At 68.9% G+C, this 12,515-nt stretch carries 13 protein-coding genes and 1 pseudogene; 13 read left to right on the plus strand and 1 reads right to left on the minus strand.

Annotated features, from left to right (window positions below):
* Window positions 1-18 precede the first annotated feature (18 nt).
* The gene (locus tag GBA63_RS15625; RefSeq protein WP_166177517.1) at window positions 19-852 is read right to left on the minus strand and encodes an endonuclease/exonuclease/phosphatase family protein; all 834 of its coding nucleotides are present in this window, start codon (window positions 850-852) and stop codon (window positions 19-21) included.
* Between the two features lie 164 nt (window positions 853-1,016).
* Here GBA63_RS15625 and GBA63_RS15630 point away from each other — a divergent pair.
* The 13 genes and pseudogenes from GBA63_RS15630 (at window position 1,017) to GBA63_RS15690 (ending at window position 12,364) form a co-directional block, all read left to right on the plus strand.
* Window positions 1,017-1,948 (plus strand): annotated as a pseudogene (locus GBA63_RS15630) (ATP-dependent 6-phosphofructokinase).
* Window positions 1,949-2,028: 80 nt separating this feature from the next.
* Window positions 2,029-3,297, plus strand: a complete 1,269-nt coding sequence (locus GBA63_RS15635; protein ID WP_166177519.1) for a thymidine phosphorylase — start codon at window positions 2,029-2,031, stop codon at window positions 3,295-3,297.
* Window positions 3,298-3,388: 91 nt separating this feature from the next.
* Entirely contained in the window at window positions 3,389-4,102 is a 714-nt protein-coding gene (locus GBA63_RS15640) for a DeoD-type purine-nucleoside phosphorylase (RefSeq protein WP_166177520.1), read from the plus strand.
* Between the two features lie 62 nt (window positions 4,103-4,164).
* The gene (locus GBA63_RS15645; protein ID WP_166177521.1) at window positions 4,165-5,454 is read left to right on the plus strand and encodes a nitrogenase component 1; all 1,290 of its coding nucleotides are present in this window, start codon (window positions 4,165-4,167) and stop codon (window positions 5,452-5,454) included.
* A 190-nt stretch (window positions 5,455-5,644) separates the two neighbouring features.
* The gene (locus GBA63_RS15650; RefSeq protein ID WP_166177522.1) at window positions 5,645-6,946 is read left to right on the plus strand and encodes a nitrogenase component 1; all 1,302 of its coding nucleotides are present in this window, start codon (window positions 5,645-5,647) and stop codon (window positions 6,944-6,946) included.
* A 29-nt stretch (window positions 6,947-6,975) separates the two neighbouring features.
* Window positions 6,976-7,254: a hypothetical protein gene (locus GBA63_RS15655; protein WP_166177524.1), complete on the plus strand. Its 279-nt coding sequence runs from the start codon at window positions 6,976-6,978 to the stop codon at window positions 7,252-7,254.
* Window positions 7,255-7,261: 7 nt separating this feature from the next.
* On the plus strand, window positions 7,262-8,005 hold the full coding sequence (locus GBA63_RS15660) for a class I SAM-dependent methyltransferase (protein WP_166177526.1): 744 nt from the start codon (window positions 7,262-7,264) through the stop codon (window positions 8,003-8,005).
* Between the two features lie 283 nt (window positions 8,006-8,288).
* A complete protein-coding gene (locus GBA63_RS15665; RefSeq protein ID WP_166177528.1) occupies window positions 8,289-9,404 on the plus strand; it encodes a S1C family serine protease in 1,116 nt (371 codons plus the stop codon).
* Complete coding sequence (locus GBA63_RS15670) at window positions 9,401-9,652, plus strand: hypothetical protein (protein ID WP_166177530.1); 252 nt, start codon at window positions 9,401-9,403, stop codon at window positions 9,650-9,652. Before GBA63_RS15665 ends, GBA63_RS15670 begins: the two co-directional genes overlap by 4 nt.
* Window positions 9,653-9,661: 9 nt before the next feature.
* A complete protein-coding gene (locus GBA63_RS15675; protein WP_166177532.1) occupies window positions 9,662-10,594 on the plus strand; it encodes a cation diffusion facilitator family transporter in 933 nt (310 codons plus the stop codon).
* Between the two features lie 9 nt (window positions 10,595-10,603).
* A complete protein-coding gene (locus GBA63_RS15680; protein ID WP_166177534.1) occupies window positions 10,604-10,996 on the plus strand; it encodes a YkvA family protein in 393 nt (130 codons plus the stop codon).
* A 136-nt stretch (window positions 10,997-11,132) separates the two neighbouring features.
* The gene (locus GBA63_RS15685) at window positions 11,133-11,726 is read left to right on the plus strand and encodes a DUF3105 domain-containing protein (protein ID WP_166177536.1); all 594 of its coding nucleotides are present in this window, start codon (window positions 11,133-11,135) and stop codon (window positions 11,724-11,726) included.
* Window positions 11,727-11,728: 2 nt separating this feature from the next.
* On the plus strand, window positions 11,729-12,364 hold the full coding sequence (locus tag GBA63_RS15690; protein WP_166177538.1) for a DUF305 domain-containing protein: 636 nt from the start codon (window positions 11,729-11,731) through the stop codon (window positions 12,362-12,364).
* The last annotated feature ends 151 nt before the right edge of the window (window positions 12,365-12,515 follow it).

The following is a 12,515-nucleotide window of genomic DNA, read 5'->3' on the forward strand; positions in this document are numbered from 1 at the left end:
TATCGGGTTTTGGGGTGGTTATGCTTTCAGGTCGAAGTCGGCGAGGACGGGGTAGTGGTCGCTCGGGTAGAGGCCCGCCTCTTCGTCGGCGTCGCGTGGGATCTGGTGCGAGCGCACGGTTACGCGGTCGTCCGGGTCTTTGACGAGGATCCAATCGATGCGGCCGAAGGGCTTGTCCGTGTCGCTGGGCTTGAAACTAGAGCCCTTGAAGGCGTGGAAGGTGTAGGCATCTTTGCCGTCCTCGTTGCCGGCGGCGAGGAAGGTGTCGGTGAAGCCCTCGCCCATGAAGACCTCGTAGGGGGCGGAGCCCGGCTTGCAGTTGAAGTCTCCCGTGACGATGGTAGGCGGGTGGCCGTGGTTCGCCAGGGTCTCCTGGGTCTGGCCGACTATGAGGCGGTTGCCCTCGACGCGGGCGTGTTCGCTGAGGTGGTCGAGGTGGGTGTTGGCGTGGAGGAAGGCCACGCCCGTATCAAGGCAGCGCAGGACGGCCCAGTTGGCGGAGCGGACCACCTCGTTTCCCCAGCTCGCGGAGGACTCGTCGGGCGTGTCGCTCAGCCAGAAGCCGCCCGAGTCGAGCTCCTCGAACCTCTCGGCGTCGTAGAAGATGGCGGCGAACTCCTCCACCCGGTCCGTGCCGTAGGCTGGGCCCATGATGCGTTCGTAGCCGGACAATTTCTCTTTGTAGACGGCGAGGTTCGGGGCGTGGACTTCCTGGAAGCCGATCACGCCCGGCCCGTACCGCTTTATGGTTTTTACGTTGAGGTCGGAGCGGCCTTCCCAGGCGTTGATCCCATCCCTGTGCGACGCCCCCCTCACGTTGAAGCTCATCACCCTAACGGGGCAACCGGCCAAGATCCCTCCTCTCCGCGTTGCCGCGAATTCTAACCGGAGACGGCCCCCGAAACCTCCCCAGGGGAAGAAACGACCCGCGGGGGGTACATACCCCCCACGGGACCAGGCGAGAGGAGGCGTTTTTGAGAGTCGCGGTTTTAACGAGCGGGGGCGTCGCCCCCGGGATGAACGCGGCGGTGCGGGCGGCGGCGCAGGCGGCGTTCGCGCGGGGCTGGGAGGCCGTGGTGGTCGAGGACGGGTACTACGGGCTCTTGGAGGGGAACTCAGGCCCATCGAACGCGAGGAACTCTGGGGCCTCGTCCAGCAGGGCGGCACGGCCCTCGGCACGGGCCGCTCCTCACAGTTCGAGGAGGAAGAGGAGGGCAAGGAGAAAGCCCTGGGGCGGCTCCGGGAAGCGGGCGTCGGGGGGATGGTCGTGATCGGGGGCGGCGGCAGCCTCTCGGGCGGCCTGGAACTCCACGAACGCGGCCTCCCGACCGTCGGCGTCCCGGCGACCATAGACAACGACATCCCCGGCACGGAGCTCTCCGTCGGCGTGGACACCGCCCTGAACACCGCCGTCACCGTCATAGACCGAATAAAGGACACGGCCACCGCACAACGCCGGGCGATGGTCGTAGAGGTGCTCGGCCGCGACTCCGGCTACCTCGCCGTCATGAGCGCCATAGCCGGCGGCGCCGACGCGACCATGGTCCCCGAGTTCGAGGCGAAGCCCCAGGAACTACTCGACCTGCTCAACGAGTCCTACGAGAAGGGAAAGCCCCGCTTCACGGTGGTGGTGGCGGAGGGCGCCTCGCCGACCGCCGGGGAGTTCTGCGACTTCGTCAACGAGGCGGGCGGCGGCTACCAGGCCGACCTGACGACCCTCGGGCACATCCAGTCCGGCGGCACCCCGACGGCCTTCGACCGCATCCTCGCCGCCCGCCTCGGCGCCGCCGCCGTGGGCGCGTTGGCCGACGACGCATCCGGGGTCATGGTAGGGCTCTCGGGGGATGAGATCCGACGCGTCCCACTCGAAGAGGTGGCCGGCGAGAAACGCAAACTCGACCCGGGGCTGTACCGCCTCGCCGGGGTGCTCTCCGCGTTGCCTGAATAGCTTGTCAGCATCTCAGCCTGTCAGCCGGGCTTGGGTCCGGCCCCGGCTAGAATGGCGGAGAGCTTGGGAAGGAGTGTGTGATGAGCCTGGTGCTCGAAGCTATCGAGACGAAGAAGGCCGGCGGGGAGTTGTCGGATGACGTTATCCGGGGCGTTGTGGCGGGGTACACCGAAGGCTCCGTGCCGGATTACCAGATGTCCGCGTTGTTGATGGCGGTCTTTCTGCGGGGGATGGGCTACGGGGAGACGCTCGCTTTGACCAGGGCCATGGCCGAGTCGGGGGAGGCTTACTCGTTCCCGGATTGCGTGGACAAGCACTCGACGGGCGGGGTCGGGGACAAGATCAGCCTGATCTCCCTCCCCATAGTCGCCGCCTGCGGGGCCCCGGTCGCCAAGCTCTCGGGGCGAGGCCTCGGCACGACGGGCGGTACCATAGACAAGCTGGAATCCATACCCGGTTTCTCGGTGGACCTCTCCGAAACCCGGTTCCGCCGCCAGGTAGAGGAGGTGGGCCTCGCCATCATCGAGGCCGGAGACTTGGCGCCCGCCGACAAGGCCATCTACGCCCTGCGCGACACGACCGGGACCGTGGACTCCCTCCCCCTGATAGGCTCCTCCATCGTCTCGAAAAAAGCGGCCACCGGCGCGGGCCACCTCCTCTACGACGTGAAGCAGGGCTCGGGTGCGTTCATGAAGACCCCGGACGACGCCCGCGAGCTCGCCGGCCTCCTCGTCCGCCTCAGCGAATCCCTCGGCATCCGCGCCTCCGCCGTCGTAACCGGCATGGACACTCCCCTGGGCGGCGCCATCGGCAACGCCCTCGAAGTCCGCGAGAGCGCCGCCTTCCTGCGCGGAGACCCCGTCCCGAAGGACCTCGCCGACGAAGCCCGCTTCGTGGCCGCCAGGCTACTCCAACTCAAAGGGATCGAGAACCCGGAGGCGTCAGTCGAGAAAGCACTCTCTTCGGGCGCCGCCTACGAGAGGTTGGAGCGCTTCGCCCGGGCCCAGGGCGCCGCCCCCAACGCCCTCGAAAACCTCCCAACAGCGCGGACCACCCGGGAAGTCCCCGCCCCCCGCACGGGTTACGTGTCCGGTCTCGCCGCCATAGGCGTGGGCCGAGCCGCGCTGGCCCTTGGCGCCGGCCGCCAGAAGAAGACAGATGAAATAGATCCGGCAGCCGGCGTCGAACTCCTGGCAAAACCGGGCGACCCGATCGAAAAAGGAGCCCCCATAGCCCGCCTCCACGGCGACCGCGAAGCGGAGAGGGCCGAGGGGCTGATCCTCGAAGCGATAGAGATCTCCGACGAGCCCCCGCACCCGGCCCCTGCTATTCTTGAGCACTTCAGCTAGTCAGCACGCCGCCTCCGGCGGCTCTCAGCACTTCGGCCCTTGCTGACAGGCTGAGATGCTGACCAGCTGCGACGACCGAAGGGAGGAGCCCATGAGCCCTGTTCATGTGCGCGCGGAGCCTGGAGATTTTGCCGAGAACGTTCTTCTACCGGGGGACCCGCTTCGGGCGAAGTACGTAGCCGAGAACTTTTTCGAGGGCGCGAGGCAGGTGACGGGCGAGAGGGGGATGCTCGGTTTTACCGGCACCTACAAAGGAAAGCCGGTCTCGGTCCAGACCACGGGCATGGGGTGTCCCAGCGCATCCATAGTGACGGAGGAGTTGATCCAGCTCGGGGCCAGGAACCTGCTCAGGGTCGGGACCTGCGGAGGGTACGACCCGGACCTGCGGCTGGGGGATCTGATAGTGGCCACGTCGGCCACCGCCCAGGACGGGACGGTCTCCTCCATAACCCAGGGGGTCTCCTACGCCCCGGCCGCCCACTTCGACATAGTCCACGCCGCATACCACGCCGCGGAGAACGCCGGCAGGCGCACCTCCGTCGGGCCCATCGTCTCCTCCGACCTCTTCTACGACCCGACGGAGAAGCCCGCCGAGCTCTGGGCAAACCTCGGGGTGCTCGCCGTCGAGATGGAGGCGGCGGCGATCTTCACGCTCGCGGCGATGCGGGGCGTGCGGGCCGGGTGCCTGCTGACGGTGTCTGACACCATAGGCGCCGAGGTGGTCAGGATAAGCGACGAAGAGCTTCGAAACGCCGTGGACAACATGATGGCCCTGGCGCTCGACACACTAAACGCCTTAAACTAGGAACCTTCCCGGAGCGGCACGAGGGGGGCCGGCATCCCGCACCAGAGGTTTAGGGAGAAGAATTGACGATCCTGAACGAATCGGGGATACCGGACGTCTTGCCGCCCCTCCACGCCGTGAACGGCCTGGCGGAGAGGCTTCCGGGTGCCCAGGTGATCGTCGCCGGCACCCGGGCCGAAGCCCACCTGGTTCGCTCCCTCTCCCCCGCTCCTCCTAACGGCCGCGTGGTCTTCGCCGCCCTCGACCCCGAAGACCCGCCCCGCCAGGGCCAGGTCGCTGGCCTGATCGAGGATTCCATCCACCCCGGCACGGGGTTCGTGCTCCTGGTCTGCGGCCGCGCGGCCTCTTACCTCGGCGTGGACGCGGCTTTCGAGGCCCGTCTCGCGTCCCGCAAGCTGGACCTGCCGGTCGAGGCGGTGTACCCGGACGCCCCGTACCCAACGCCGGGAGCCCTCTCGACAGACCTCGAAGACCACGTCCTCGCCGCCCTCGTCGGCCTGTGCCCGAAGCGCAGGACCTCCGAGCTTTTGGAGGCGGCCTCGCCGGCCAAGCGCGGCGGCCTCTTCGGTCTGCGGGGCAGGGCCAGGGAGGAGGCCACGGGGCAGGCCCATCCCGTGGTGCTTCTCGGGGCCGCCCTGTCGCCCGGCTCCGTCGCCGGGCTCGTCGCGGAGCTCGCCAGAAGCGGGGTCGAGGTCTCGGGGGTCGTGCCCGATGCCGAAGGCCTGCCCCCGGTGGGCGAGGGGACGGTCGTCGGGGTGCTCGACCCGAACCTCGCCGTGGCCGCGGGCGCCGCGCGGGACCGCGGCGCCAGGGTGGTCAGGACGCTGCTGCCCATCGGGGTCGACGGGACGGCCAGGTTCTTGCAGGACGTGGCGGCCGAGGCGGGGGCCGGGTCGAGCGAGGTCATGCGGGCGCGGTCGGTGTGGGAGGAGCTGGGGGCCCTTCGCAACCGCGTGAGGGGGAAGAGGATCTTCTTCGCCGGAGACACGGGCTTCGAGGTCCCGCTCGCCCGTTTTCTGGCCGACGCCGGGGCGGTCGTGCTGGAGGTCGGCGCCCCACGGCTCGACCGGAGGTTTCTGGCCGAGGAGCTTCAGGCCCTGGGCTCCGGGGTGGACGTGGTCGTCTCCCCCGACTGGCTGGGCCAGATGAAGCGTATCGAGGAGGCGAGGCCGGACGTCGTGATCGCGAGCCCCGGGCTGCACGCGCCGCTCGTCGCCCGCGGCCACCTGTGCCGCTCCCCGCGGGACTTCGTCGGGGCCGGCCTCCACGGTTACGAAGGCGCACGACGCATCCTGGAGCTCCTGTCGGGCACCTTCGACCGGGCCGAGGCCCTCGACGCCTTGAGCCTGTGAAAGCGGTTTGCGGAAGCATCGAGCCCATCGCGAACAGGTTCTCAGGTTCTCGGGTTCTCGGGGGTGGAGGATCGAGGCTTCCATGGGATTTCGTGAAGCACCCCTCAAAACCTCCATACCTCCATACCTCAGAGCCTTGTGGACACCGAGGTTCGGTCTTTCTCCAAGCCGCTGTGAACGGCGAGGTCCCGTGAGGCTCCTCGGGGGCGTCTACGAGGGACCCGGAAGCCACGGCATCCTGCGGCTGGCGGCGAGCATGAGTGGCGTTCACGCGGTATTGCGGGCAGGTCCGGGCGAGGCGTACTTTCCGGCGCTCTACGCGGATCGGGAGAGGGACGGGCGAACCGCGCCGGTCACGTTGAGCCCCCTGCACGAGGGACGCAGGGAGTCGTACGCGCCGGGGGATCTGGCCCGGGACATCTCCGGCGTCGCGCGGCGGCATCCGGGGGCGGAGGCCATGATCCTGGCCCGCTCGGAGGCCGCCCTGCTCTCCGGGGAGCCCGTCCCGGAGGTCGAGATCCCGGACGCCGGAGGTCGCCCGGTCGCCCAGATCACCTGCTCGTGGCAGACGCCCGGTATGGGCGAGATGGAGGCGGCAGAGCTGGCGCTGGAGGACCTCGTCCGGGCGCACGCCCGCCCGGGGCTGGAGCGCACCCAGCACCCCACGGTCAACCTCTTCGGGCCGCCGGTCTTCGGGCCGGGTGCTGCGGCGGAGTACGACGAGGCCGAGCGGCTCCTGAACGGAGTAGGCGTCGAGGTCAACGCGCGGGTGCCGCTCGGGGCGACGGTCGAGGACCTCCGCCGGCTCCCCCGCGCCTGGGCGAACGTGCTCCTCTACCGGGAAGTCGGCGAGTCCGCGACGCTTTATCTTCAGGACGAGCACGGCGTCGGCAGGGTGACGACGCCCATGATCGGGGCCGCGGGCACGGGCGCGGCGCTCAGAACCGCGGGCGAGCTGTGCGAGCTGGACCCGAAGTTCGTCGAGCGGACGGTCTGGTCCGAGCTCTCCCGGACCTCGAAGCTGCCCTGGTACGCGAGGCTGGAGAGGCCGGAGACCTTCGCGGGCCGCAAGGTGGCCATCTTCGGGGACTTCTCGTACCCTTTGGGTCTCGGCTACGCCCTGGCGCGGGAGGTCGGGCTGGACGTCGTCGCCTGCGGCACCTACCTCACCCACCTGGAGCGGGATTTTCTCTTCCACGCCCAGACCTTCACGGAGGGCGGGTTCGTCGAGGACGACCCCGAAGAGGTAGCCGGCAGGCTAGAGTCGGCCCACCCCGACCTGATCGTCGGCACCGAACTCGAGGCGCAGGCCGCCGACGCCCTGAACGTCCCGTTCCTCCCGCTCTGCTACCCGACCGGCGACCGCCCCTTCGTCGAGAAGCCCCTCATGGGCTACGCGGGCTCAAGCGTCCTGGCCGACAGGCTCGACGAGGCCCTGGGTGGGCCGCACCCCCCACCGAGGGGCAGGCGCCGGAACCGGCGGCGCGCCTGACCCGATACGGGCCGGTATAATCCGGGGCCGTGGGCATCCGAGACTTTATCCAGTACCTGACGGAACATCGGGAGCGGCTCAACGACGGGAGGGAGCTCTCGGAGGCCGAGCGCGAGGAGGTCTTGCGCGAAGCCGAAATCATGGTCGGCATGATGGACGCGGCCCTCAGGGAGCTCGATTCGGTCATTAAGAACCGGCGCGTCAACCTCCCCGAGGAGCACGCCCTCAGGTTCGCCCAGGACGTCTTCCGCCACCTCCGCGAAGAGGAGGAGAGGGTGAAGGCCGAGGTCCGCGAGGCGGGCGTTTGAGCCGCCCGTGACGGGGCTTTACGAGGATCTCGCCGACTGGTGGCCCGTCATCTCGCCGCCTTCCGAGTACGTCGAAGAGGCGGCGCTCTACGTGGGCATGATCCAGAACGCGGCGCGCGAGGCGGGCAGCCCCCCGGTCCGAAGGGTGCTCGAGCTCGGCAGCGGGGGCGGCAACAACGCCTCGCACATGAAGCGCCACTTCGGCATAACCCTCGTCGAGCCGGCGGACGGGATGCGCCGGATCAGCCACGCCCTCAACCCCGAGTGCGAGCACGTAAAGGGCGACATGCGCGCGGTGCGGCTCGGCCGAACTTTCGACGCGGTCTTCGTCCACGACGCGATCATGTACATGACGACCGAGGACGACCTGCGCTCGGCCCTCGCCACCGTGGCGGCCCACCTGGCGCCCGGCGGCGTGGCCCTCGTGGCGCCCGACGTGACGGCCGAGACGTTCTCCGAGACGACCGAGCACGGCGGCGGCGAGGCCGCGGACGGCCGGCGGGCGCGCTACCTGGAGTGGACGCTGCCGCCCGAGCCGGGCGAGAACACCTTCGAAGTACACTACGCGTTCCTCCTGCGCGAACCGGACGGGACCGTAAGCTCGGCGCACGACATACACCACGAAGGTCTGTTCCCACGCGGGACGTGGCTGCGCCTCTTCGGCGAGGTCGGCATGACCGCCTCGCTCGCGCCTCGAACAATCGAAGGTAAAGAGTACGACGCCTTCCTGGCGGTTCGCGAGACACCCTGAAGTTAGAGCCTGTCAGCCGGTCAGCACGCTTCGGGCCTGCGGCCCTCGCTCTCAGCCTGTCAGCTTTCTTCCGCTGGCGGCCAAACCGGGCGGCGCAATTCGCGACGGTACGTGCAAAGCTCGGCGTCACGGGTTCAGAGAACTGGCTGACAGGCTGACTAGCTGAAACCCTGACAAGCTCTCAGCCTCCCGAAACTGACGGGACAGCCGCTTCGTATAGACTCAGAGACGAGCGACGCGCCCGGGCCGGATCCTGCGGGCGCCCATAGGAGGTACGAAAGCCTTGAATCTCAGAAAGAGGACGCCCTATCTTCTCCTGCTCGCGGCGGTCGCGACGACGGTCCTGCTCGTTGGCTGTTCGGAGGATGGTCAGGGGTCGGGCCGGAGCGTCGCGGCGGCCCAGGCCCCCAGGGAGGAGACACCGACGACATCCGGGATACCGGAGGACGAGCCGGTGGCGCAGGTGGCGGCCGCCGTCGGGCCCAGCGTCGTGCAGATCAACGTCGAGGTCTCCCAGCAGACGCCCCTGGGCACGCAGCAGGGCGAGGGGCTGGGGAGCGGTGTGATCTACCGCGAAGACGGCTACATCATCACCAACGACCACGTGGTCAGGGGGGCCTCCGGTATCGAGGTCGCCTTCGCCGACGGCGAGACGGCCCCGGCCGAGCTTGTCGGCGCCGACCCGACGAGCGAGATCGCGGTCCTCAAAGTGAACCGTAACGACCTGCCGGCCGCACCGTTCAAGACGGACGAGCCGCCCATCGTGGGCCAGCTCGCCGTCGCCATCGGCAGCCCGGCCGGCTTCGAGGCGACCGTGACCTCGGGCATCGTAAGCGCCGTCGGGCGCGAGTTCCCGGCCGAGTTGACGGGCGGCGGAAACGCGGCGAGCGCGCTCTCCGACCTGATCCAGACCGACGCCGCCATCTCCCCGGGCAACTCCGGCGGCGCCCTTGTCGACCGCGACGGCAACATCATAGGCATCAACGTCGCCTACCTCCCGCCCGCGGAGAGGGGGGCCGTGAACCTCGGGTTCGCCGTCCCCGCCGACACGGCCGTCTCCGTCGCCGACCAGCTCATAGAGACGGGCGAGGTGACCACCCCGTACCTGGGCGTAGGCACGGCCGACCTCACCCCCGAGATCGCCGAGCGCTTCGACCTCCCCGTGGACTCGGGCGCGCTGGTCCAGACGGTCGAACCGGGCAGCGGCGCCGAGGCGGCCGGGGTGCGCGAGAACGACGTCATCACGGCCCTCGAAGGGACCAGCGTGGCCAGCTACGGCGACCTGTTCGGCGCCCTGCGCGACTACCAGCCGGGAGACACGGTCGGCCTGACCGTCGTCCGTAACGGTAACGAGAGGACCCTGGACGTAACCCTCGGCGAACGCCCGGAGAACCCGTGAGGGGCCCGTGGGCGCGCAGGGCCGCCGAGACCTTCGCCGTCCTCGCCATCGGCGACGCGGTAATAGAACTGGTCTCGCCCAGGGAGCACTCGCTCCTCTGGGAGGCCGGCCCCGAGGGTAGCCGCCGGATCGCCCGCTTTTTCGCCGAGAACCCGAACCTCATGCGCCTTCTCGGCGCGGGCCAACTGGCCTTCGGGCTCTGGCTGGCGCTGCGCCAGTACCGCGAAGGGTGGCCTCCCACCGGGTAAACTACCGGCATGGGCCACGACCACTCCCACGCGGGACACGCGCACTCCCACGGCGCTGGGGCAGGCAAGCGCGCGCTGACGTTCGTCTTCATGTTGACGACGGCGTTCCTGGTACTGGAGGTCGCCGGCGGGTTCCTGACCGGCTCGCTCGCGCTGCTGGCCGACGCCGGGCACATGGCCTCGGACGCCGTCTCCTTGGGGTTGGCGCTCTTCGCCGTCTGGCTCGCGGAGCGGCCGGCGACCCCGAAGAGGAGCTTCGGGTACAAGCGGGCCGAGATCCTGGCGGCCCTCGCCAACGGGGTGACGCTGGTCGCGGTCTCCGTCTGGATCTTCGTGGAGGCCTTCCGGCGCTTGCAGGACCCCGAGCCCATCCTCGGCGGCTGGATGATGGCCGTGGCCGTCGTCGGCCTCGTCGTCAACGTCGCCGGCGCCTTTGTGCTCTCCCGCTCGGGCGGCGAGAGCCTCAACGTCGAGGGCGCTTTGCGCCACGTCCTGGCCGACCTTCTCGGGTCCGTAGGCGTCATCGTCGCGGCCGGTATCATCCTGCTCACCGGCTGGCGCTACGCCGACCCGCTCGTGAGCGCCGTGATCGGGGCCCTGGTTCTGGCGAGCTCCTGGAAGCTTCTCCGGGACTCGACCAACATCCTCCTCGAAGCGACCCCGAAGGGCGTGGACGCGGAACAGGTGGGCCGCAGGATGGCCTCGACCCCGGGCGTGGAAGAGGTCCACGACCTCCACATCTGGACCATAACCTCCGGATTCCCCGCGCTCGCCGCCCACGTGCTCGTCGGACGGGACGAGAACTGCCACGCCCGCCGCCGCGACCTCGAAGCCGTCCTGGCCCGCGACTTCGGCATCGAGCACACCACCCTCCAGGTAGACCACGCCGGCGACCACCACGCCTCCCTCCAGGCCCTCCGCTTCCCGGCCCGGAAGGATTAGCCCCGGGCCGTGGGCCGTTTCGAGCGGCTGAAGCGGTGGGCAAAGAAGCTCAAGGCCGAGCTGTACGCGCTTTATCTGGCTTACAGAGATCCCAGGACGCCCCTCCACGCCAGGATCTTCGCGGCCGTGGTCGTGGCGTACGCGTTCAGCCCTATAGACCTGATCCCGGACCCGATCCCGGTCCTCGGCTACCTGGACGACCTGATCCTGGTCCCCCTGGGCATCGCCCTGGCAGTCCGTATGATCCCACCCGCCGTCCTGACGGAGTGCCGATCAAGAGCCCGCGAAGCCGCGCTCAAGGCGAACCCCAAAAGCACCGCGGCCGCCATCGTCGTCGTGGGAATCTGGCTGCTCCTGGCAGCACTGGCCGTCTACCTCACCGCAAGGTTCGTAGGTCTCTAACGCCCCGGTCAAGAAGTACCAACCACCACGCAGGCGCCACAGGCTGCCGCGAAAGTCAGGGTGCTGGAAGCCGACGGCTGAAAGCTGACGGCTATGCTAACCTCTACCCGCCGGGAAGCTAAAAAGAGGCAGACGATTGGGTAACAAGAGAAGTGGTCAGGTCAGGACGGCGTCCTCCTCGGACGGTTCGAGGAGGACCTACATCATCGTCGGCGCGGTAGTTCTGGCCTTCATCGCCGGGTTCATAGCGCTGGTCGTGATCGACTCGCGCCAGCAGTCGGCGAGCACGCCCCCCGGCGAGGTCGAGACCTACGACGTGGGGCCCGCCAACCAGCACACCGACGGGAACGTGGACTACGACCAGACCCCGCCGACCGGCGGCGAGCACAACCCCGTCTGGCAGAACGAGGGGTTCTACGACGCGCCCGTCAGGGACGAGAACGCGGTGCACACTTTGGAGCACGGGGCGGTCTGGATCACCTACGACCCCAACCTCCCGCAGGACCAGAAGGACCAGATCCGCGAACTCGTCGAGGGCCAGACCTGCATGCTCGCGAGCCCCCACCCCGACCTGCCGGCCCCCGTCGTCGCCTCGGCCTGGGGCAAGCAACTGACCCTGGAGAGCGCCGACAGCCCGGACCTCGAAAGGTTCGTCCGGGCCTACCGCCAGGGCCCGCAGACCCAGGAGCCAGGCGCCACCTGCTCCGGCGGCACCGGCGACACCGTCTAGGGATGCCCTCCAAGAGATCCCAGAACACGGGGCCCCTGCTCTTCGCCCTCGCCGCGGCCGTGGTGCTCCTCGTGGCCCTGTCGCTCTGGCTCTACCTCTCGGGTCAACAGCCGGAAGACGGCTCGGCGGAGGCCGGGTTCGCGAGGGACATGTCCGTGCACCACGCGCAGGCCGTCGAGATGGCCGAGATCGTGCGGGACAAGACCGCGAGCGAAGAGGTGCGGCTCATGGCCGCCGACATGGCTCTCGCGCAGCAAGGTCAGATCGGGCGCATGCAAGGCTGGCTCGACGCCTGGGGCCTCTCCCCCACCGGCACGCAACCCGCGATGTCGTGGATGGGCCACCCGACTGAGGGCAGGATGCCGGGCATGGCCTCGCCCGAAGAGATAGAGCGCCTGCAGAACGCGTCCCCCGAAGAAGCCGACAAGCTCTTTTTCCGGCTCATGATCCCGCACCATCAGGCCGCCGTCCCGATGGCCGAGGCCGCCATGGAGCGGACCGACCGGCCCGAAGTGGACAACCTCGCCGGCGCCATCGTCGCGGCGCAAGAAGGCGAGATAGAGATAATGAAAGACATGCTGAGAGAGCGCGGCGCCAACGCCCCGTTAGGCTCCCACGACGACGGACACTCCCACTGAAGCGATTTGCCTGCGGCAAGTCGCGCTGTCAGCTTTCGGCCATCAGCCCGCTGCGCCCTGACGGGCTACGCTCTCAGCACGCCTCGGGTCTTGCGGCCCTCGCTCTCAGCCCATCAGCAAAAAGCCGAAATGCTGACCGGCTGAAAGCTGA

The sequence above is a fragment of the Rubrobacter tropicus genome (assembly GCF_011492945.1).
In the GTDB taxonomy this organism is placed as follows: Bacteria; Actinomycetota; Rubrobacteria; order Rubrobacterales; family Rubrobacteraceae; genus Rubrobacter_D; species Rubrobacter_D tropicus.